Annotated in this window: 17 protein-coding genes and 1 riboswitch; of the genes, 13 read left to right on the plus strand and 4 right to left on the minus strand. The window is 64.0% G+C overall.

The features are described 5' to 3' along the window. From AC1DMY_RS15665 to AC1DMY_RS15700, 8 genes are read left to right on the plus strand one after another with little or no spacing between them, the layout of a single operon-like run. The gene (locus AC1DMY_RS15665) at positions 1-141 is read left to right on the plus strand and encodes a cbb3-type cytochrome c oxidase subunit 3 (RefSeq protein ID WP_477165849.1); all 141 of its coding nucleotides are present in this window, start codon (positions 1-3) and stop codon (positions 139-141) included. Further along, entirely contained in the window at positions 138-1,073 is a 936-nt protein-coding gene (gene ccoP, locus AC1DMY_RS15670) for a cytochrome-c oxidase, cbb3-type subunit III (RefSeq protein WP_477165850.1), read from the plus strand. The genes AC1DMY_RS15665 and ccoP overlap by 4 nt, the downstream gene beginning before the upstream one ends. Continuing rightward, the gene (locus tag AC1DMY_RS15675; RefSeq protein WP_477165851.1) at positions 1,070-1,378 is read left to right on the plus strand and encodes a hypothetical protein; all 309 of its coding nucleotides are present in this window, start codon (positions 1,070-1,072) and stop codon (positions 1,376-1,378) included. The genes ccoP and AC1DMY_RS15675 overlap by 4 nt, the downstream gene beginning before the upstream one ends. Further along, complete coding sequence (locus tag AC1DMY_RS15680) at positions 1,375-2,928, plus strand: 4Fe-4S dicluster domain-containing protein (protein WP_477165852.1); 1,554 nt, start codon at positions 1,375-1,377, stop codon at positions 2,926-2,928. Before AC1DMY_RS15675 ends, AC1DMY_RS15680 begins: the two co-directional genes overlap by 4 nt. Continuing rightward, positions 2,925-3,407: a hypothetical protein gene (locus AC1DMY_RS15685; protein WP_477165853.1), complete on the plus strand. Its 483-nt coding sequence runs from the start codon at positions 2,925-2,927 to the stop codon at positions 3,405-3,407. Before AC1DMY_RS15680 ends, AC1DMY_RS15685 begins: the two co-directional genes overlap by 4 nt. Before the next feature lie 2 nt (positions 3,408-3,409). Then, complete coding sequence (locus AC1DMY_RS15690) at positions 3,410-5,815, plus strand: heavy metal translocating P-type ATPase (RefSeq protein WP_477165854.1); 2,406 nt, start codon at positions 3,410-3,412, stop codon at positions 5,813-5,815. After that, positions 5,812-6,018 (plus strand): cbb3-type cytochrome oxidase assembly protein CcoS, encoded by a 207-nt coding sequence (ccoS, locus tag AC1DMY_RS15695; protein ID WP_477165855.1) that lies wholly within the window; start codon positions 5,812-5,814, stop codon positions 6,016-6,018. The genes AC1DMY_RS15690 and ccoS overlap by 4 nt, the downstream gene beginning before the upstream one ends. Next, a complete protein-coding gene (locus tag AC1DMY_RS15700; protein ID WP_477165856.1) occupies positions 6,008-6,730 on the plus strand; it encodes a sulfite exporter TauE/SafE family protein in 723 nt (240 codons plus the stop codon). Before ccoS ends, AC1DMY_RS15700 begins: the two co-directional genes overlap by 11 nt. Positions 6,731-6,864: 134 nt before the next feature. On the opposite strand, the gene ahcY is transcribed toward AC1DMY_RS15700, so the two are convergent. Further along, a complete protein-coding gene (gene ahcY, locus AC1DMY_RS15705) occupies positions 6,865-8,298 on the minus strand; it encodes an adenosylhomocysteinase (RefSeq protein WP_477165857.1) in 1,434 nt (477 codons plus the stop codon). Positions 8,299-8,336: 38 nt separating this feature from the next. Further along, positions 8,337-8,436, minus strand: a riboswitch (S-adenosyl-L-homocysteine riboswitch). A gap of 140 nt (positions 8,437-8,576) precedes the next feature. Here ahcY and AC1DMY_RS15710 point away from each other — a divergent pair. Beyond that, on the plus strand, positions 8,577-11,078 hold the full coding sequence (locus AC1DMY_RS15710) for a S9 family peptidase (protein ID WP_477165858.1): 2,502 nt from the start codon (positions 8,577-8,579) through the stop codon (positions 11,076-11,078). Between the two features lie 268 nt (positions 11,079-11,346). Then, complete coding sequence (ppc, locus tag AC1DMY_RS15715; RefSeq protein WP_477165859.1) at positions 11,347-14,052, plus strand: phosphoenolpyruvate carboxylase; 2,706 nt, start codon at positions 11,347-11,349, stop codon at positions 14,050-14,052. Positions 14,053-14,136: 84 nt separating this feature from the next. Here the strand turns inward: ppc and AC1DMY_RS15720 are convergent, their stop codons facing one another. Then, positions 14,137-15,999, minus strand: a complete 1,863-nt coding sequence (locus tag AC1DMY_RS15720; protein WP_477165860.1) for an ATP-binding cassette domain-containing protein — start codon at positions 15,997-15,999, stop codon at positions 14,137-14,139. Between the two features lie 399 nt (positions 16,000-16,398). On the opposite strand from AC1DMY_RS15720, the gene AC1DMY_RS15725 reads away from it, so the two are divergent. From AC1DMY_RS15725 to AC1DMY_RS15735, 3 genes are all read left to right on the plus strand, one after another. Next, the gene (locus AC1DMY_RS15725; RefSeq protein WP_477165861.1) at positions 16,399-17,520 is read left to right on the plus strand and encodes a D-alanyl-D-alanine carboxypeptidase family protein; all 1,122 of its coding nucleotides are present in this window, start codon (positions 16,399-16,401) and stop codon (positions 17,518-17,520) included. A gap of 184 nt (positions 17,521-17,704) precedes the next feature. Beyond that, complete coding sequence (locus AC1DMY_RS15730) at positions 17,705-18,109, plus strand: hypothetical protein (protein ID WP_477165862.1); 405 nt, start codon at positions 17,705-17,707, stop codon at positions 18,107-18,109. Between the two features lie 180 nt (positions 18,110-18,289). Further along, positions 18,290-18,811: a hypothetical protein gene (locus AC1DMY_RS15735; protein ID WP_477165863.1), complete on the plus strand. Its 522-nt coding sequence runs from the start codon at positions 18,290-18,292 to the stop codon at positions 18,809-18,811. An 85-nt stretch (positions 18,812-18,896) separates the two neighbouring features. Here AC1DMY_RS15735 and metK read toward each other — a convergent pair whose 3' ends face one another. Further along, complete coding sequence (metK, locus tag AC1DMY_RS15740; protein ID WP_477165864.1) at positions 18,897-20,096, minus strand: methionine adenosyltransferase; 1,200 nt, start codon at positions 20,094-20,096, stop codon at positions 18,897-18,899. 267 nt (positions 20,097-20,363) lie between these two features. Continuing rightward, positions 20,364-22,184, minus strand: coding sequence for an FAD-binding oxidoreductase (locus AC1DMY_RS15745; RefSeq protein ID WP_477165865.1), 1,821 nt, complete (start codon positions 22,182-22,184; stop codon positions 20,364-20,366). Between the last annotated feature and the right edge of the window lie 151 nt (positions 22,185-22,335).

The following is a 22,335-nucleotide window of genomic DNA, read 5'->3' on the forward strand; positions in this document are numbered from 1 at the left end:
ATGGTCCCTGGACTGATTACCGCGTTCCTGCTGGTGCTCTTCGTCGGCGCCTGTATCTGGATCTGGCGGCCGGGCACGAAGCCCGCCATGGATGCCGCCGCGCAAATGCCGCTGAACGATGACAAGGAGGAAATCGCATGACTTCCGGATGGACCTGGTACGTCATCGCCATCGTGGTGGCCAACCTGATCGGCTGCGTGTGGCTGTTGCGTACCAATACGCGCCGCAGTCCGACCGATCCCAAGCCTGATGAAACCGGCCACGTGTGGGACGGCAACATCACCGAGTACAACAAGCCGCTGCCACGTTGGTGGATCAATCTGTTCTACATCACCATCGTGTTCGCTGTGGGCTACCTGATCTGGTACGGCGTCGGCACGTTGCAGGGCCTGGGACATTGGAGCTCGCAAAAGGAGTGGGCGTTGGAGTCGGCGGCTGAAGATGCACGCCTGGACGACACCCTGAAGCTTTACGCCGGCCAATCCATCGACGTGCTGGCCAAGAACCCGCAGGCGGTCGCGATGGGCCGCACGATCTTCATCAATCGCTGTGCGGCTTGCCATGGTTCAACGGGTCACGGCGCCACTGGCTTCCCGGATCTGACCGACGACATCTGGCATTGGGGCGGCACGCCGCATCGCATCCTGGAGACGATCCAGGAGGGCAGGCAGGCGGTCATGCCCGCCTGGGCCACCACGCTCACGGCACAAGGCGGACCGACGGCGGTCGATGACACGATTGCCTATGTGTTGTCGCTGTCCAAACCGGCGCAAGCCAGGGACGAGGCAAGCGAGCGCGGCGAGAAGCTGTTCCAGACCACCTGCGTGGCCTGCCATGGGCCGCAGGGCAAGGGCAATCAAGTCGTGGGCGCGCCCGATCTCACCGATAGCTATTGGCTCTACGGCAGCAGCAAGGCCTCGCTGCACAAGACGTTGAACGAAGGCCGCCAGGGCGTCATGCCTGCGTGGAAGCCGGTGCTTGGCGATACGCGTACACGTTTGGTCGGTGCCTATGTGTGGACCTTGTCGCCGCACAAGGATGCGCCGCCGGCAGGTGCGGTGGTCGCCGAATGATCGACAGGAATACCGCCGTCACTCACGAGCGCGAGCCCGCACCGGTCGCGCAGCATCTTGGTGCCTTGCTCTGGCCCAGCTTCTTCGTGGCGGGCGTGGTGACGGTGGTGTTCTTTGCCTTCATCGATCCGATCGCCTTGCGGGACATCACCTTTCCCTCGCTGAAGATCGGGCGCGAACTCGGCTACACGCTGGGTTTCTTCCTGATCTGGCTGGCCACGGCCTCGTCCAGCCTGTTTACCTGGATCCTGCTGCGCCCTAGCCGCGCGGTGCGATCACTTCCCCGTTCCGGTAAGACACCATGAGCCGCCGCATTCCGCTCCAGGTCATCGATGACGGGAGCGATTCGTACTACGTCAGCGAACGCAAGGTCTATCCGCGTGACGTCTCGGGCCGCTTCAATCGCCTGCGGGTGGCTGCGGTCCTCTGGTTGCTGGGCATGTACTACAGCTTTCCCTGGCTGACATGGCAGGGCCGGCAGGCTGTCTTGCTGGATCTGCCTGCGCGCAAGTTCCATGTGTTTGGATGGCTGTTCCTGCCGCAGGACTTCCTGTTTCTGTCGGTGCTATTGATCATCGCGGCGCTGGCGCTGTTCTTCTTCACTGCGCTCGCCGGCCGCTTGTTCTGCGGCTACGCGTGTCCGCAAACAGTCTGGACCGAAGTGTCCCTGTGGATCGAGCGCTGGTGCGAAGGTGATCGCAACAAGCGCATCAAACTGGATGCCGGCGGCTGGACGCGCGAAAAGATCCTGCGCAAGAGTGCACGCCACGCGCTGTGGATCGTGTTCTCGCTGTGGACCGGCTTCACTTTCGTGGGCTACTTCAGTCCGATTGGCGAGCTGGCGCGCCGTACGCCTTTCCAATGGGGCGGATGGGAAGCGTTCTGGATCCTGTTCTATGCTTTCGCCACCTGGGGCAATGCGGGCTTTCTGCGGCAGCAGGTCTGCAAGTACATGTGTCCTTACGCGCGCTTCCAGAGTGCGATGTTTGACCGCAACACCCTGCTGATTGCCTATGACCCGATGCGGGGCGAGCCGCGCGGGCCACGCAAGCGCGGACTGCAAAGCGTGCTTGAACGTGCACGGGGTTTGCTCGACACGATCACGGCCTACGACTACGTGTTCCGCGCCAGCCAGCACCCTTCCGCGGCGGACAATCGCGCACAGGCCGGCGGCACGATCACGCTGGCCGCCTTGGGCGAAGAGGCCAAGCCGCTGCCCAGGTTCGCGCTGGAGGAGTTGGGCGACTGCATCGACTGCACCATCTGCGTGCAGGTTTGCCCGGTCGGCATCGATATCCGCAACGGCCTGCAATACGAATGCATTGCGTGCGGCGCCTGTATCGACGCCTGCGACGAGGTGATGGGCAAGGTCGGTTATCCCACGGGACTGATCCGCTACACCACCCAGAACCAGATCGATGGAAAGCCAGCCAGCGTCGTGCGCGTCCGCATCCTGGTCTACGGGGTGTTGCTATTCGCCCTGATGGGCGGCTGGCTCTACGGCGTGACCCATCGCAGTCCACTGATGGCCGAAGTGCTGCGCGACCGCAATGCGATGTACAGCGAGGCCGCCAATGGCGACATCCAGAATGCTTACACGCTGAAGTTGGTCAACAAGGCGCAACAGGCGCATCGCTTCGCCATTGAAGTGCGCTCCGCCGACGTCGCCGAGATCCGATTGGGCGGGGGAACGAAAGCGGTACTCGCGCAGAGCGGCGAAGTGCTCTCGATACCACTCACGGTGTCCGCCACGTCGGAAACGACCGGGCGTCATGAAGTGACATTCCACGTGCGCGATCTCGACGCCGCTGCTTCCGTCGATGTCAAAAGCAGCTTCTTTGGACCTCTGCCATGAACCAGACACGCAGTACCTGGCGCGAACCGATGGTGTGGATGCTGGTGGGCCTGCCACTGGCATCGGTGGCCATCGGATTCGCCTTGCTGTTTGCAGCCGTGCACCCCGGCCGCGAAGACATGGAAACCGTCACCCAGGCCACCCATGTGGGCAGGATGCTGGTATCGGCGCAGGATGCGCCTGTCACCGAAGTCGCCACCAAGGGCCTGGTACTTCGATTGAAGGGCGACATGATCGAGGCCGTACCGATGGATGGCGACTTCCCGCGGGGCGGCAAGCTGCGGCTCACGCTCAAGGCCAGCGAGTCGCAGGCCGTCGACCGTACCGTGGAACTGTCGCCCAGCGAATTAGGCTGGCGCGGCGTGGGATCGATGGACGGTGGACATGACTGGCTGGTCGAGCTGAGTCCCGACAACGCGGCCTGGTCGCTGCGCGGACACTGGACGGCGCAAGCACGAGCCACTCGCCTGACGCCCTGATCGTGGACCGCGCCGTCGACGCCGACCCGGCGGGTCGGACACTGCTCTGCTACCACTGCGGCGAATCGCTGCCGCATGAGCCGCTGCAGCTCGACGTCGATGGCGTGCCTCGTGGTTTCTGCTGTCACGGCTGCGTCGTCGCCGCCGAGTGGATTCGCCATTCCGAGCTCGGCGACTATTACCGGCTACGCAGTGCTGCGGCGGCGCGCGTTGAAGACGTGCCCGATCTCGCCAGCTGGGATCGCGATGACTTGCTGGGTGAACACGCCTCGCCCGTGGCCGGTGGCCTTGAAATCACCTTGCTGACGGACGGCATGCGCTGCGCGGCCTGTGCGTGGCTGATCGATCAGGCACTGCGGCGTGAGCCGGGAGTTTTCGACACGAGTGCCAACGCGGTGACGGGGCGTATCCGCATCGGCTGGAACCCGGTGCAGGCGCGACTGTCGCAGCTGCTTGGACGCCTGGCGATGCTGGGTTATCGCCCTTACCTGGCCACGGGCGCCGCACGTGAGCGCGAGCGCGTAGCCGAACATCGCCGTTGGCTCACGCGTTTGGGCGTCGCTGGCCTGGGTGCGATGCAGACCATGATGTTTTCCGAGGCCTTGTACCTGGACTTCGGCCATCACATGGCCGGGGCGACGCGTGACTTCTTTCGCTGGATCGCCTTCCTGGTCGCCACGCCCGTGGTGTTCTACTCAGGCTGGCCGTTTCTGCAGGGCTGCTGGCGCGAACTGCGACAGCGCCGTCCAGGCATGGATACCTTGATCGCCAGCTCGACGATGCTGGCTTACTTTGCGAGCGTGGTGGAAACCGTCCGTGGCGGGGCGCAGATCTGGTACGACGCCGCGACCATGTTCGTATTCCTGTTGCTCACTGCGCGACTGCTGGAGCAGCGCGCGCGTCGCGTCGCCAGTGCACAGGTGGATGCGCTTGCGCGAGCACGACCTACATTGGCGGTGCGCGAACGTGCCGATGGCGGCAGGGAATCGGTGCCGGTGGCATCGCTTCAGGTCGGCGATATCGTCTGCATAGCGGTGGGCGAGGTCGTGCCCGCCGATGGTTGCCTGCTTACGGCGGAAGCATCGTTTGAAGAAGCATTGCTCACCGGCGAGTCGCGTCCGGTCACCCGCGCCAAGGGCGCCACGATCTACGCAGGTACGGTGTGTCGCGAAATTCCTGCACGGCTTGAGGTGATGCAAACAGGGTCGGCAACGCGCTTGTCGCAGCTAGCGCGATTGGTCGAGCAAGCGCAATCGGAACGCCCGCACCTGGCGCGCATCGCCGATCGCATCGGCAGTGCGTTCGTCTCGGTGCTGCTGGTGCTGGCGGTGATCCTCTACGCCGCCTGGCGCTTCTACGATCCGTCCCGTGCCTTCGAAGTCACACTGTCGCTGCTGGTCGTCAGTTGTCCCTGCGCGCTTTCCTTGGCGGTGCCTGCCGCGTTGGCGGCAAGCCATGGGGCGCTGGCACGCATGGGCGTGCTCTCTATCCGCGCTGGCGGACTGGAACAGCTTGCGCGGGTCAGCGACATGGTGTTCGACAAAACCGGCACTCTGACCCGTGTGCAGCTTGCGGTGGGTGAGGTACATGCGTTTGCGGAGATATCGTCCGCCATGGCCTTGCAGATGGCAGCCGCGTTGGAACGCGACAGCACCCATCCGATTGCCCTGGCCTTCGCCGATACGAATACAACGCTGCAGGCGCATGACCGGCGCACGGTGACGGGGCAAGGTGTGCTTGGCAAGATCGAAGGCAACGTGTGGAGACTGGGGCGCGCATCGTTTGCGGGGCGGCGCGAAGACGATGGCCAGCTGTGGCTCGGCGATGGCCAGCGGTTGGTCGCGCGGTTCTCGCTGCAGGAGAGCTTGCGCGTGGGCGCTGCCGAGGCCATCACTGCGCTGCAGGCGCTTGGCGTCGAGATCTATCTTGCCAGCGGCGATGCGGCCATGCCGGTGCAGCGTCTGATGACCGAGTTGAAGATCGGCAGGGCGCATGCCCGACAGTCGTCCGAGGACAAGCTGGCGCTGGTGCGTGCGCTGCAAGCCAAGGGGCGCGTGGTGGCGATGGTGGGCGATGGGCTGAACGATGCGCCGGTGCTCGCCGGTGCCGATGTATCGATCGCCATGGGCGAGGGCGCCTCGCTGGCACAGCGCGCCGCCGATATGGTGCTGACCTCGCCATCGCTGCTGCGCCTCCCTGAGGCCATTGCGCTTTCACGGCAGACGCAGCGCATCATCCGCCAGAACTTTGCCTGGGCGGTGGCCTATAACGTGCTCGCGCTGCCCCTGGCCATGACCGGGCACGTGACGCCAGCCATCGCGGCCCTTGGCATGGCGCTGTCCTCACTGGTCGTGACCATCAATGCACTTCGATTGACGCGTTCGCGAAAACCAGAGGCGACGCGATGATCATCCTGCTCATGCTGGTGCCGCTGAGTTTGATGCTGCTTGCCTTCGCGATCGGTGCGTTCGTGTGGGCCGTGCGCAAGGGGCAGTTCGACGACATGGATACGCCGGCGCTGGATATCCTGCGTGACGACAGCCGGCCTGCGCCGTCGTCTTCTGCAGAGGGGAATCTCCCGGGCAAGGACGTCGACCGTCGTGGCAATTGACTCGCTGGCCCTGTCGGCCGCGCTGCTCACGGGCGTGCTTGGCGGTGTGCACTGCGCTGCCATGTGCGGTGGCATCGCTACGGGTTTCTCGATGTGGTCGCCTCGCCACGGACTGATGGCGTCGGTGCAGTTGAATGCGGGTCGCGCGCTGGGCTACGCGCTGGCGGGCGCATTGGTAGGCGGACTGGGCGACGGCGTGTTGCGCTTGTTCGAATGGCATGCGTTGATCGTCGGTTCGCGCGTTGCGATGGGGTTGGTGCTGATGTTGGTAGCGTGGCGCTTGCTCGATCAGCGGGGGCGCCCGCGTTTCCTCGGGCGCCCGGCGACACGCGTATGGCGCTGGCTGCAACCGTTGCAGCGACGTTTGCTCCCAGCGAATACGCCTCTTCGACGACTTGTTGCCGGCATGCTGTGGGGATGGATGCCCTGTGGCCTCAGTGGAACATTGCTTGCTGCTGCGTGGTTTCAAGCGAGCGCTGCCGGCGGTGCGGCCATCATGGCGGCGTTTGGTCTGGGCACGTGGTTGATGATGGTGCCGCTCACCTGGTCCGGCGCGCGTGTGGGACGTTGGATGCAGCACGCAGGAGCGCGTCGTGGCGTGGCGGCGTTTGTATTGCTGGCTGGCGTGATGACGATGGCGGGGCCGTGGTTGATGCAGGTGCCTTCGCTGCATGGCCTCATGGGTTGGCTGGGATGCGGGCCGCTTCGTTGAGTCGCGCACAGGGTGCGCTCCCACACGTTGGCGGCATCCCTGTGGGAGCGCACCCTGTGCGCGACGCCGTTCGCCTCGCGGCCAGAAAAAGGCCGCCTTTCGGCGGCCTTTTCGATCTGCCCAAAGGCAAGCGATCAATAACGGTAATGATCCGGCTTGTACGGGCCTTCCACCGGCACGCCGATGTAGGCAGCCTGGTCCGGGGTCAGCTTGGTGAGCTTCACGCCGATCTGCTCAAGGTGCAGGCGAGCCACTTCCTCGTCCAGCTTCTTGGGCAGGCGATAGACCGTCTTGTCGTAGAAGTCCTTGTTCGCCCACAGGTCGAGCTGGGCCAGCGTCTGGTTGGAGAAGCTGTTGGACATCACGAAGCTCGGGTGGCCATGGGCGCAGCCCAGGTTCACCAGGCGGCCTTCGGCCAGCATGTAGATGCTGCGACCGGTCTGCTCGAACGTATAGCGATCAACCTGCGGCTTGATGGTTTCGCGCGACACGCCCTTGGCGGTGTTCAGGCGATCCATCTGGATTTCGTTGTCGAAGTGGCCGATGTTGCACACCAGGGCGTTGTTCTTCATCGCCGCCATGTGCTCCAGCGTGATGATGTCCTTGTTGCCGGTGGTGGTGACGTAGATGTCGCCCAGGCCCAGGGTGTCTTCAATGGTGGTGACCTGGAAGCCTTCCATCGCAGCCTGCAGGGCGTTGATCGGGTCGATCTCGGTCACGATCACGCGAGCGCCGAAGCCCTTGAGCGAATGCGCGCAACCCTTGCCCACGTCGCCGTAGCCGCAGACCACGGCCACCTTGCCAGCGACCATCAGGTCGGTCGCGCGCTTGATGCCGTCGGCCAGCGATTCGCGGCAGCCGTAGAGGTTGTCGAACTTGCTCTTGGTCACCGAGTCGTTGACGTTGATGGCCGGCACCAGCAGCTTGCCGGCTTCGGCGAGCTGGTAGAGGCGATGCACGCCGGTGGTGGTTTCTTCGGACACGCCCTTCCATTCGGCGGCGATCTTCTTGAACCAGCCCGGACGGGCGGCGGCGGTGCGCTTGACCAGATCCTTGATGACCTGCTCTTCGTGGTTGCCGCTGGGCGTGTTGACCCAGTCGCTGCCGTCTTCCAGTTCCACGCCCTTGTGGATGAACAAGGTGGCGTCGCCGCCGTCGTCCACGATCAGCTGCGGGCCGAGCTCACCCGGGTGGGTCAGCATGTCGAGCGTGCACTCCCAGTACTCTTCCAGCGTCTCGCCCTTCCAGGCGAACACCGGCAGGCCACCGGCGGCGAGGGCCGCGGCGACGTCGTCCTGGGTGGAGAAGATGTTGCACGAGGCCCAGCGCACCGACGCACCCAGCTCACGCAGGGTTTCGGCGAGCACGGCGGTTTCCTTCGTGCAATGCAGGGAGCCGGAAAGGCGCACGCCCTTGAGCGGCTTTTCCTTGGCGTAGCGGGCGCGGATCTGCATCAGGCCCGGCATTTCTTCTTCGGCCATGCGGATGCGGCGGCGGCCGAGTTCGGCGAGCGACATATCGCGGACCTTGAAGTCCTGCGAGGCGGAATCCTTGGTAACTGCGTTCATTTGGCTTAGCTCCGGGTGTTGCGGCTGAGAGCCGCATCGTTGTCCGGGCGCCGTTACAGTGAAAATCCGTCGAGCCTGGCCGGGTTCGTGGAACACATGGGTGTGCACGGAGCCGCGGTCGCAGCGCCCCTCGACGGGACGCATGAGTATAGCGTCCCTCGATGATGGTTTCGTGGCCGGCGGCCGTCCGGTTCAGCCGAACCATGACTGATGGCCTGGTTCGGCCGGCCGCCCAGGGGGTAATGTCGCAGGAGTCATGACACAGGGGATCGTCTCGTATGGATAGGTCGCTGCGCCCTTTCATCATCGCCGGCTTGCTGCTGGTTGCCTCACCGCTCGTGCTCGCCGATTCGAAGGCCCCAGCGCCCGTCACGGCGCCGGCGTCGGGCTATCTCACACCGCCCGCGCCCTTGCAGGCATTAGTGGATGCACCGCGTCCGCCACAGCTGTCGATCAGCCCGCATCGCGACCTGCTGGCCCTCACGCAGACGCCGCCGCTGCCGGGCATCGACGTGGTCGCGCAGCCGGAGCTGAAACTGGCCGGCCTGCGCATCAATCCGCGCACTTATGCGCAGAGCCGCTTCGTGTTCGGCAGCGACCTGTGGCTGATGGACGTGGCCACCGGCAAGGAGATCCGCCTGCAGGGTCTGCCCAAGCCGCTCTCCATCGCTACCTCCGCGTGGTCGCCGGACCAGCGCTATCTGGCCTTCAACCAGGTCAATGCGCGTGAAGGCACCAATGAGTTGTGGCTAGTCGATATCGGTGCGCGCACCACACGTCGCCTGATCTCGTTGCCGCTGAACACCGTGGCCGGCCGCGGCTACCGCTGGATGCCGGACAGCTCGCAGCTGCTGGTGCAGTTGCAGCCAGAGGGGCAGGGCGCCGCGCCGGTCGGCAACAGCATTCCGACCGGTCCCGATACGCAGCAGACGCAGGCCGGCAGTGGCGTGAAGGCGATCCGCACCTACGAGGACATGCTGCGCAACGAAGACGATGCGAAGCTGTTCGAGTACTACCTGCGTTCGCAGTCCGCGCTGGTGTCGCTGGACGGCAAGGTCACCAAGCTTGGCGAGTCAGCCCTGACGCTGGGTATCGCGCCATCACCGGATGGGCACTATTTGCTGCGCGAACGCGTGGAGCGCCCATTCTCCTATCTCGTTCCCGTGGACAGCTTTCCGCGTCGTATCGAAGTGCTCGATCGCGACGGCAAGCTGGTGAAGGAGATTGCCCATCTGCCCTTGGTGGAAGGCTTGCCCACCGGCAACGACGCCGTACCCACCGGCGTGCGCGAGATCACCTGGCGCGCCGATGCACCGGCGACCCTGGTGTGGGCCGAGGCACAGGACGGCGGCGATCCGGCACGCAAGACGGACATCCGCGACCTTGTGCAGATGCAGTCGGCGCCGTTCGATCAGGCACCAGTCACGCTCGCGAAACTCGGCAGTCGCTACGGCGGTGCGTACTGGGCCAACGGCGATCTGGCGCTGATCGACGAGTTCTGGTGGAAAACGCGCCACGTGAAGCAATGGCGCGTATCACCCGACCACCCGACGCAAGCGCCGGCCCTGGTGCGCGAGGGTTCCTCGGAGGACCGTTATCACAACCCCGGTACGCCCGCGACCATGCTCGATGAGCACGGCGAATCGCGCCTCATCGTCACCGCCGACGGTCAAAGCATCTACCGCCTCGGCGAAGGCGCTTCACCCGAAGGCGACCGCCCCTTCATCGATCGCGTCAACCTGCAGTCGGGCAACAGCACGCGACTGTTCCAGTCGCAGGCGCCTTACTACGAGGCCCCGCAGGTCTTGCTGGATGCGGAGGGAACGCGTGCGCTGGTTTCGCACGAATCGCCCACCGAGCCGACCAACTACTACGTGCGTGACCTGGCCGCGAACGGCAAGCTGCACGAGCTCACCCATTTCCCGAATCCGCTGCCGCAGTTGAAGGGTGTGAAGAAGGAGCAGATTCGTTACAAGCGCAAGGATGGGGTGGAGCTCACGGCGACTTTGTATCTGCCGCCCAACTACGATCCGAAGAAGGACGGCCCGCGCCCGATGCTGATGTGGGCTTATCCGGCCGAGTTCAAATCGGCGGATGCGGCGGGACAGGTCACCGACTCGCCGTATCGTTTCAACCGCATCAGCTACTGGGGTCCGCAGGCGTTCCTCACCATGGGCTATACGGTGCTGGACAACTTCTCCGTGCCCATCGTGGGCGAGGGCAGCAAGGAACCCAACGACACGTACATCCCGCAGCTCGTGGCCAGTGCGGAAGCCGCAGTCGATGAAGTAGTGCGCCGTGGCGTGGCCGATCGCAACCGCATCGCGGTGGGCGGCCACTCCTATGGCGCGTTCATGACCGCCAACCTGCTGGCGCATACGCGCCTGTTCAAGGCCGGCATCGCGCGCAGCGGCGCGTACAACCGTACGTTGACGCCGTTTGGCTTCCAGTCCGAAGAGCGCAACTACTGGCAGGCAACGGACGTCTACAACACGATGTCGCCGTTCAACTATGCGGAGAACATCAAGGACGCGCTGTTGATGATCCACGGCGAGCAGGACAACAACTCCGGCACCTTCCCGATCCAGAGCGAGCGCATGTATGCCGCCATCAAGGGCTTGGGCGGCACCTCGCGCCTGGTCCTGCTGCCGAACGAGGCGCATGCCTATCGTGCACGCGAATCGATCATGCAGATGCTGGCGGAGATGAATAGCTGGCTGGAGACGTATGTGAAGCAGGCGAAGCCGGCATCGGAAGCCATGAAGTCGGCCGCACCGTAGCCATAGAAGCAAGAGCGCCTTCGGGGCCGAGCGGCCCTTCGCAGGTCATCCCTGCGGAGGCCCTTGACCGTCATCCCTGCGAAAGCAGGGATCCAGCGCCTTGGCACTCCGTGGCGCAATGAAGGCGCTGGATTCCTGCTTTCGCAGGAATGACGGCAAACGGGAGGTGACGGGTGCGAGCTGGCACGTGAACCGTTTTTGTCGCGCTGCACAAATCATCTCTCGTTGCGGTAGTCTTGGACGTCCAGACATCCGCAACGTGGCATCGATGAACCAGCACCGCAGTCCTGAGTTCGCCCCGCACGACGCGCCTCTGCGCGAAGACGTTCGCCGTCTCGGTACCCTGGTCGGCAATATGCTGGCCGAGCAGATCTCGCCGGACTTCCTCGAGGAGGTCGAGCGCATCCGTACCGCGGCCATCGAGCGCCGCGTGGAAGACGCACCGCTGGACGTGCTGGGCAGCTTGCTTACCGGGCTGGACACGGACAAGGCCGAGTCGCTGGCGCGCGCGTTTGCCACCTATTTCCAGGCGGTGAACATCGCCGAACGCATCCATCGCATCCGCCGCCGTCGCGACTATCAGCGCGAAGGCGGAGCGCCTCAGCCCGAATCGCTGCTCGACGTGCTGATGCGGCTGAAAGCACAAGGCGTGGAAGCGGGCGAACTGATCGAATGGCTGGAACGGTTACAGGTGGAACCAGTTTTCACCGCGCACCCGACAGAGGCCGTGCGTCGCTCGCTGCTGGAAAAAGAGCAGTCCATCGTGCGCGCCCTGGTCGATAACTTCGATCCCACGCGAACGCCGCAGGAACGCAAGGAAGACGACGACCGCATCTTCATGGCCTTGAGCGCCGGTTGGCAGACTGCCGAAGCGTCGTCGGTGAGTCCTACCGTGCAGGACGAGCACCACCACGTCGGCTTCTATCTCGCCAATCCCATCTATCGCATCGTGCCGGCGCTCTACGAATCCTTGGCCGATGCGCTGCAGACCGTCTATGGCGTGGCCGTGCCGATTCCGCGCCTGCTGAGCTTCGCCACTTGGGTGGGTGGCGACATGGATGGCAATCCGAATGTCGGCGCCGCCACCATCGCCAACAGTCTCTCCACCCAGCGCGCGCATGTGCTGGAGCATTACATCGAAGATATCGCCGGCCTCGCGCGCCTGCTGAGCCAGACGGAAGATCGCGTGCACGTGGGCAGCGATCTGGCCAACCGCCTGCTCGACTATCGCACGCGTTTTCCCGAGGCCGCCGCCAAGGTGCGGCCGCGCCACGCCGATATGCCGTACCGCAGCCTGCTCACCATCATCGGTGCACGTCTGCAGGCCACGCTTGAGGACGATCATCCCGAGGGTTACACCTGCGCCGACGAACTGCTGGACGACCTGCGCCTGATCGCGGTGAGCCTGATCGATCACCATGGCCTGCATGCCGGCGCTTATGCGGTGCGTCGCCTGATCTGGCGCGTGCGCACGTTCGGCTTTCATCTCGCGCGTCTGGATGTGCGCCAGGATTCGCGCGTGCACGACGATGCGCTGGGGCAACTGTTGAAGGACGATGACTGGTCCTCGCGCAGCGCAGATGAGCGCACCGAGCGCCTGCGTCCGTACGCTGGTGGCCAAGAATCGCTGCCCCATAGTGACGACGCCACTGTCACTGCGCTGCACGACGTGTTCGCCACCCTGCGCGACGCGCGCGGACGTTACGGTGCGGATTCGCTGGGTCTGTACATCATCAGCATGGCGCGCTCCGCCGCCGACGTGCTGGCGGTACTCGCGTTGGCGCGTTACGGCGGCCTGAGCAAGGAAGGCCGCGTGCCGCTGGACGTGGCGCCCTTGTTCGAAACGGTGGACGACCTGACCAATGCGCCAGCGACCTTGCGCGCGCTGCTCGATGATCCCGTCTATCGCGACCATCTCGCTTCGCGCGGCAATCGCCAGTGGGTGATGCTCGGCTATTCCGACAGCGGGAAGGATGGCGGTACGCTCGCTTCGCGCTGGGGTTTGCAGCGCGCCCAGGTGGAATTGCTGGAGGTGGCGGCCGACGCCGACATCCGACTGTCGTTCTTCCACGGTCGTGGCGGCTCCGCCAGCCGCGGCGGTTCGCGCATCACGCCCGCCCTGATGTCCTCGCCGCGCGGTTCGGTGGCTGGCGTGTTGCGCGTGACCGAGCAAGGCGAAGTGATCCATCGCAAGTACGGCATCCGCGCACTTGCCCTGCGCAATCTCGAACAGACGGTGGGTGCCGTGTTGCGCGCCTCGCTGCGCCCACGCACGCAAGAGGCGCGCGAAGACGACTGGCGCGAACGCATGAGCCGGCTCGCGGCGCGTAGTCGCGAGCAATACCGAGCCTTCGTGGATCGCGACGGTTTCGTCGACTACTTCCGCTCAGCCACGCCGATCGACGTGATCGAGCGCATGACTTTGGGTTCACGCCCCGCACGTCGCCGCAGCATGCGTGGCGTGCAGGATCTTCGGGCGATTCCGTGGGTGTTCGCGTGGACGCAGTGCCGCTCGATCCTGCCGGGCTGGTACGGACTGGGCACGGCACTGGAGTTCGGCGCTGCGGAATATGGCGAGCAGGCGATGTCTGAAATGGCGCACGACTGGCCGTTCTTCGCCAACATGTTAGACGACGTGTCGATGGTGCTGGCCAAGAGCGATCTTGGCATCGCCGAAGCTTTCTCCAGACTCGCCGGCCCGTCGCACGAGCCGTTCTTCGGATTGATCCGGGAGGAATTCGAGCGCACGCGCCATTGGCTGATGCAGCTCAAGCGCAACGACAGCCTGCTGCAGAATGCGCCACGACTGGCGACTTCCATCGACCTGCGCAATCCCTACGTCGATCCGATGAGCCTGCTTCAGGTCGACCTGCTCAAGCGCTGGCGCGAAGGAGGGGAAAGCGACGAAGCGTTGCTTGCTGCGCTGGTGGCGTGCGTGAATGGTGTGTCGCAGGGGTTGCAGAATACGGGTTGAGACTGAGGCAGTCGCGCACAGGGTGCGCTCCCACAACGAGCGCTCGTTTGTGGGAGCGCACCCTGTGCGCGACTGCCCTTCGCGTCAACCGTCCAGCTCTGCCCAACGCGCATACGCCGTATCCAGCTCCGCCTGCAACTTGGACAACGCTTCGTTCGCCTTGGTAAGTGCCGCGTTGTCCTGCCGGAAAAACTCCGGATCGTTCATCGCCTCGCTGCGCGCGGCAATGTCGGCTTCCAAAGTTTCAATTTTCTTCGGCAACTGCTCCAGCTCTCGCGCATCCTTGTAGCTGAGTTTGCGCTTTGCCTCTGCGACTGGCGCCGCGGCGACTGCGACGGTCTTCTCAAGCGACTTGATCGAGGGCGCCAATGCCGACGGCCGCTGGCGCAGCCAGTCGGTGTAACCGCCCACGTATTCGCCGATCTTGCCGTGGCCTTCGAGCACCAGCGTGCTCGACACCACGTTGTCGAGGAATTCGCGGTCATGCGACACCAGCAGCAGGGTGCCCTGGTATTGCGTGAGCAGTTCTTCCAGCAACTCCAGCGTTTCCACGTCCAGATCGTTGGTGGGTTCGTCCATCACCAGCAGGTTGGACGGCTGCGCGAACAACTTGGCGAGCAGCAAGCGATTGCGTTCGCCACCCGACAGCCGCGTGATCGGCGCACGCGCGCGTTCCGGCGAAAACAGGAAATCCTGCAGGTAGCCGATGATGTGCTTGCGCGAACCATTGAGCTCGATGAATTCGCGGCCTTCGGCCACGTTGTCCAGCGCGTTGAGCTTGTCGTTGAGCTGCACGCGATGCTGGTCGAAATAGGCGATCTGGATGCCGGTGCCCAGCGTGGCGTGGCCGCGATCGGGCTTGAGTTCGCCCAGCATGATCTTCAGCAGGGTGCTCTTGCCGGCGCCGTTGGGGCCAATGATGCCCACGCGGTCACCGCGCATAATGGTGGTGCTCAGGTTCTCGATCAGCACGCGGCCGCCGTAACTCTGGTGCACGTGCTCCAGGTCGATCACCTTCTTGCCCGACGCCTGCGCATTGGCCATCGTCATCTTGACGTTGCCGGAGAGTTCGCGACGCTGCGAACGTTCCACGCGCAACGCCTTCAGGGCGCGCACGCGGCCTTCGTTGCGCGTGCGGCGTGCCTTGATGCCCTGGCGGATCCACACTTCTTCCTGCGCGAGCTTCTTGTCGAAGTGGATGTTGGCCTGTGACTCGGCGTGCAGGCGTTCTTCGCGGCGGCGCAGGTAGTTGTCGTAGTCGCCGGGCCAGTCGGTGAGCTGGCCGCGATCGATCTCGACGATGCGCGTGGCCAGAGCACGCAGAAAGCTACGGTCATGCGTGATGAAGATGATGCTGCCTTCGAACTGGCGCAGGAATGCTTCGAGCCAGCCGATGGCTTCGATGTCGAGGTGGTTGGTGGGTTCGTCGAGCAGCAGCACATCAGGCTTGCGCACCAGCGCCTGCGCCAGCAGCACGCGACGCTTCATGCCGCCCGAGAGCGCAGCGAAATCGGTATCGCCGGGAAGCTCAAGCCGCGTCAATACATCGGTGACGCGTCGGTCAAGATCCCAGCCGTGCTGCGCTTCGATCTGCGTCTGCACATCGCCCAGCGCATCCATGTCGCCTTCGGCGAGCAGGTGGTGGTAACGGGCAAGCAATTGGCCTAGATCGCCAAGGCCTTGCGCGACCACATCGAACACGCTGCCGGCCGTGTCTTGCGGCACCTCCTGCGCCATGCGCGCAACGACGACGCCGTTTTGCACACGCACTTCGCCATCATCGGCTTTGAGTTCGCCGCTGATGAGTTTCATCAAGGTGGATTTGCCTTCGCCATTACGACCGACGATGCATACGCGCTCGTTCGTCTCGATGGAGAGGTCGACATGTTCGAGCAGGAGGGGGCCGCCGATGCTGAAGTCGACGCGCTGAAGTTGGATTAGGGACATCCGGACATTTTAGGGGATGCGTCGTGTCGATCGTTCGCTTTTGCTGCTCAATCCCGACGCACGCCTGCCGATAGGGTCAGTTAGAGGGGAAAAAGCCGTGGCCGATGAACGGGGTGGGCGTCTGGCGGAGTAATTGTTTTTTAACGAAAAAAGTTCGCGCCTACACGCAAATAAGCCTTTCGCCATACGCCATTTGCGGGCACACTCCCTTGACGCGTAGACATCGCTTTCACGGTGAAATTTACGTTACGACGGCGCCGGTGCGCCGTCGCTGTTTTATCGTCCATGGAAACATGGACTTATGTGATCTAATTCAAGTATTGTCTTGACCCGTGGCGCTGTGTTGCGGTTCAGGGTCTGTAACGCCGGTTGAAGCGGTGGCGAGAGCGAGGAACTGGGGTGGCTATCAAGTCCAACACGCTGGCCAGGGGAGCATCCTGGCGCCAAGGTCTACTGGCACTGCTGGTAGGCGTCGCCGGCTGTTTCGCGAGCGTGGCTCATGCGGGCTATGCCGCCATCGTCATCAATGAAACCGACGGCCAGGTCATCACCGCGGTGAATGCGGACGAGCCGAACCATCCGGCCTCGCTGGCCAAGATGATGACGATGTACCTCGCCTTCCAGGCGATCCAGAACGGCACGCTCAAGATGGACCAGGAGCTTCCCGTTTCTTCGTGGGCTGCCGCCAAGGCACCGACCAAGCTCGATCTGCGCAACGGCCAGACCATCACGGTCGAAGACTGCGTGCTCGGCATGATCACCAAGTCGGCCAACGATGCCGCCACCGTGGTCGCTGAAGGCCTGGGCGGTTCGGAAGGTCACTTCGTCGAGATGATGAACGCGCAGGCCCAGCTGCTGGGCATGAGCAACACGCGCTTCGCCAACGCCTCGGGCCTGCCCGACCCGGAAGACACCACCACGGCCCGCGACATGAGCAAGCTGGCCATGGCGCTGTACCACGACTTCCCGCAGTACGCGCATTTGTTCTCGACCAAGGACTTCATGTTCCGCGGTCATCTGGTGCGCGGCCACAACAACCTGATGGACAAGTACCCCGGCATGGACGGCCTGAAGACTGGCTTCACCAATGCCTCGGGCTTCAACCTTGCCTCCACCGCCGTCAAGGACGGTCGCCGCCTGTTCTCGGTGGTGATGGGCGGCCGCACCGCCGGCACCCGTGACCGCCTGATGGCGCGCCTGCTCGACGACGGCTTCGAGAATCAGGAAACGCCGGCCGAGCTGGTGGCGCAGGCTGGCGAAGCGCCGGCAGGCCTGGCCAGCGGCAAGGCTCGCCGCGGCAAGGGTAGCGTCGCCGCCAAGGGCACAGCCCTGGCCGATGCCACGCCGGCCTCGCGTCGCCACCATCGCCGCGGCTCGAAGACGGACACCGTCGCCACCGCGGCGACCTGCTCGAAGAAGAAAAAAGGCGCCACCTGTCCCGCCACCACCGCCCGTAGCACCAAGGTCGCTGCCGCTGCCGGGCAGAAGGTCGCCTCGGCGGGTGGATCGCCGGACAAGTAAGCGTTGCTTCAAACCAGATCGCGATAACGGGCTGCCTGCGGGTGGCCCGTTTTGTTTTGGGGCGCGGGCCGGGTGATTTCGGCCATACGTTGCGGTGGATTGGCGCGGGCGGCACTCTTGGGGTGTCTGCTTTCGACCCGGGGTGGACCTGGACAGGAAGAACAAATTGAGCATTGGGGAGGCTATGAACTATCGACGCATGGGGGCGTTTTCGATGCTCGTGCTTCTGGCATCGATTATTCCAGGGCTGATCCTAGCCATGATGCTCGGGTGGAAGCCCTTGCTTTTTGGACTTGCACCGGATGACGCGGGCGCCAGCTTTCGGCTGATCGATCGCATCGCTACAGGTGCGGCGGCGAGCCTAACCTACACATGGTTTCTCTGGCCCGTTACTAAGCGGCTTCTGGCTCATGTGGTGATTGTTTTCGTTGCCGTGGAGGCAGTTCAATCGATAGGCGGGCTGCTGCTAGGTGGATCCATTGCCGATGCGCTTGTCTGGCAGGCATTTCTCGTCGATGCGCTCTATGCCGCCGTCGGATTGACGCTGGTAGTTGGATGGCGATCGGTACGCTTAAGCATGGCATCGTAACGTCAGCTTCCGACTCGAAGCGCACGTTCGCAAAGCCAAAGGCAAGAGTTACCGGCAACGATTCAACTAGATCTCATGAGTCAGAGACTCAAGGCAAGCACTTCCCGTGCAGAATCAACGCACGCGAAAGCAAGGCCATCTGCGCATCAAGCTCACCAACTCGTTAAGTAAAGGTACGCCATGAAGCTCACGCTGAAAGCCTTGCTATTGGCATCCGTTGTCGCTCTGGCTTCCTCGCTCACAGTTGCCGCGCCACTGGCATCATCGGCAGACACCATTGCGAAGCACGCGGTCGCTGCCCCTTTGCTTGGCACATGGTCATTGGACACCTCACGCATGCCGGTGCCGCTCGAACAGCGTCCGAAGAGCGTGCGATTTACGTTCGACGATGCAGGCAACAACGCCTGGAACATGCACGTCGATATCGTTTATCGCCCCGGCGAGGAGGTGCATTCCGTCAGCACGCCGGTGCTCGATGGATCGTCCACGGTCATCACGAACAGCCCTGAGGCGGATACGGGGACGTTCAAACAGCCGGCGCCCAACGTGCTGATCATGGCGTTGCAGAAAGAAGGAGTGTTGGTTTCGACGCGAATTTATTCGGCATTGCCGGATGGACATACCATGGTCGAAACCGCGGTTTATCCTGGACAAAGTGGCACGCCCGTGATGAAGACGAACTACTTCACACGCGTTCGCTAGGTCGACGATTCGAGACGGCAACACGCATGTCCCAAAAAAAACGGGCCGCTTTCGCGGCCCGTTTTCGTGTTGAAGCAAGCGATGCTTACTTCAGCTTGGCATCGGCGCGCAGCGCTTCGGCCTTATCGGTCTTTTCCCACGAGAACGCGGTGTAGGTCTTGCCGTCCGGACCCTTCACTTCGTACGGGGTGCGGCCGAAGTGACCGTAGCTGGCGGTCTGCTGGTACATCGGGTGCACCAGGTCGAGCATCTTGATGATGCCGTACGGGCGCAGGTCGAAGTGCTTGCGGATCAGCTTCTCGATCTTCTCGTCGGCGATCTTGCCGGTGCCGAAGCTGGTCACCGAGATGGAAGTCGGCTCGGCCACGCCGATGGCGTAGCTGATCTGCACTTCGCAACGGTCGGCAATGCCGGCGGCGACAATATTCTTCGCGACATAGCGGGCAGCGTAGGCAGCCGAACGGTCAACCTTCGACGGATCCTTGCCCGAGAACGCGCCACCACCGTGACGGGCCCAGCCGCCGTAGGTGTCGACGATGATCTTGCGACCGGTCAGGCCGCAATCGCCCACCGGGCCGCCGATCACGAACTTGCCGGTCGGGTTGATGTGGAACTTGGTGCCCTTGTGCAGCAGCTTGGCCGGCAGCACCGGCTTCAAGATGTGCTCGCGCACGGCTTCGATCAGATCCTTCTGCTTCACGCTCGGATCGTGCTGGGTCGACAGCACCACGGCGTCGATGGCGGTGGCGACACCGTCTTCGTAACGCAGAGTGACCTGGCTCTTGGCGTCCGGGCGCAGCCACGGCAGCGGCGAGTTCTTCTTCTTGCGGACCTTGGCCTGCTGCTCGACCAGACGGTGCGAGTAGTAGATCGCAGCCGGCATGTAGTCCTTGGTCTCGTTGGTCGCGTAGCCGAACATCAGGCCCTGGTCGCCAGCGCCCTGTTCTTCCGGCTTCTTGCGGTCCACGCCCTGGTTGATGTCGGGCGACTGCTTGCCGATCAGGTTCAGCACGCCGCAGGTCTCGCCGTCGAAGCCGACGTCGGAGGAGTCGTAGCCGATGTCGACGATGACCTTGCGGGTCAGCGCTTCCAGGTCGATCCAGGCGCTGGTGGTGATCTCGCCGGCGACGATCGCCACGCCCGTCTTCACCATCGTTTCGCAGGCCACGCGCGCACGCGGATCCTGCGCGATGATCGCATCGAGGACGGCATCGGAGATCTGGTCGGCGACTTTGTCCGGGTGGCCTTCAGAAACCGACTCGGAGGTGAAGAGGAAGTTGCTCATCGCGGTATATATCCTTCCTTACGGATAGAGAGATGAAAGGGGGTGGCGCATGATACACGGCCTACCCCCGGATTGCAGCCTCAGCTTGGCGCCGGGACATGACGATTTCATGCCGATTCAGCCATTTGGACGGCTTTGCGGCTCATTCCGGGGCACTCCCGGGCATGCCTGGGCTGCCTTAGGGCTCCAGGGCAAGCCGTCAGAATACTCCAAGGAAGTCGTAGGGGGTCCCCTGGCTGGGTGCGAGCACGGGCTCGGATGGTTGCCTCAGCGGCGGGGACTGAAGCCGTCGTCGCTCCACTCGTCGCTGCCCACACCGTGATGCACGAAGAACAGCCCGTCCGGGTCGTAGCGGCGCTTGGCGGCGGCCAGGCGCGGGTAATTGGCGCCCCAGAACGAGCGCTGCCAGTCGCGCTCGAAGTAGTTGCTCTCCGAGACGTAGGAGCCCGCGCCAGGTGCGACCTTGAGCAGGGCGTCCATCGACTGATCGATGCGGGCCGCGTCGCGCCGGGCCTGCCCGAGGTCGGGCGCGGCCCCTGGCATGCCGGGGAACGCGGGATCGCCCTCGCTGCCGGTGATGGCGAGGGCGAAGGCGTCCATCGCACCCGGGTTCATGGCGGTGTCGCGCGAACGGGCGATGGCATCGGCAGGGCCGCCGGCCAGGCCCTTGTTGAAGTGCAGCGAAAAGCCCCAGTGGCGCGTCGCCTCGAACATGGCGTCGGCGAGCGCATCGAGTTGACGTTCGTCCAGCAGCGACTGCGGCAGCCACCCCGAGCGGTAGCCGTGGATGAACTGACCGACCTGACCTTCGTCACCGGCCCACAGCACATGATTGCGCGGTGCCTCGGGGCGTCTGTCGGACACGATCAATTGCGGCGCGTGCTGGCGGAAGAATTCCGCGTCCCAGAAATGCCGCGCGGGCAGGGCAATGACGTGGGCTTCGTCCTTGAAGCGATACGCAGGGCGCGCCTTGATCCATGCAAAGAACGGCGCCCACACCTGTTCGGCCTCCTGCTGACTCAGGCCCTGGAACACCATCGAAAGGTGCAGCATGTTGCCGCCGTGGAACTTCAGCTGCTCGCCCCAGTGCGGATTGAACAAGGCATCGCGGTAGAAGCGCATGGTTTGCCCGATCAGTTCGCGAAACGCCTGATCGGAGTCGGCTTCGATGGCGCCGAACACCGCGCCAAAGGTGTCGGGCAAATCGTGCGTGAGCAGGGTCAGCCTGGTCACCACGCCGATGCTGCCACCGCCTCCGCCCTTGATGGCCCAGAACAGTTCCGGCTCGCGGCAGGCGTTGACCACATGCACCTTGCCGTCCGCCGTGACGACCTCGGCCTCCAGCAGGTTGCCGCTGGCCGTGCCAAACCGTTTGGAGAAGCTGCCGAAGCCGCCGCTCTGCACCAGGCCGGCCACGCCTACTGTCATACAGCCGCCGCCTTGCACGTAGCGCCCGCCCTGGGTGGTGACCGCGGTGTATGCGTCGACCCACATGGCGCCTGCTCCCACCGTCACCGCGGAGCGTGCTGCCTGCGTATCTGCGCAGCCCTGCGGCACAAACGCGTCTTGCAGCTCGATGTGGTTCATATGACGGGTCCAGATCAGCAAGGAGTCCGGTGCGTCGGACGTACCCTGGTAGCTATGGCCGCCGCCTTTCACCACCAGCCGCAGATGATGTTCACGGGCGAAGTTCACCGCGGCGACCACGTCGCTGGTCTGCTCGGCGGCCACCGCATAGACGCTGGGACGCGAGGTCCAGGCGTCCACCCAGCCGCTGGTCTGGGTGAGCGAGGGCGTGTCGCCGAGGAAATAGGGATTTCTGACCCGCTTCAGCGCCTCCTGGCAGGCCGCGTTACCGGCATCGCAGGGCTCGAACGGCGACTGCAGCCGCTGCAGTCGACCGCCCACGGCGCGTCTGAGCTGCTCCCACTGCGCTTCGCTGGGCCAGCCCGGATCGCCGGGACGCACGCGGGCACGCAGATGGGTGATGCCTTTGAGCGCCTCACGCGCCGTGGCGATCGAGAGCGACAGCGCCCAGGGCAGCAAGGGCAGGGCGAGCGCAGCCTTCAGCAGATCGCGGCGATGCATGGCGGACTCCGGGTGGGATGGCATGTCGTCACTGTGCCCCGGCGAGCATCCAGGACAAGCGCGAAGTGACCAATAGAGCCGTAGCCGGGACGAGTTGTGGGCTGGCGGTGACAGGATGGGCCCGTCCAGGAGAGCCAGTTGGACATACCTG

This window comes from Dyella sp. 01L423 (assembly GCF_056399945.1).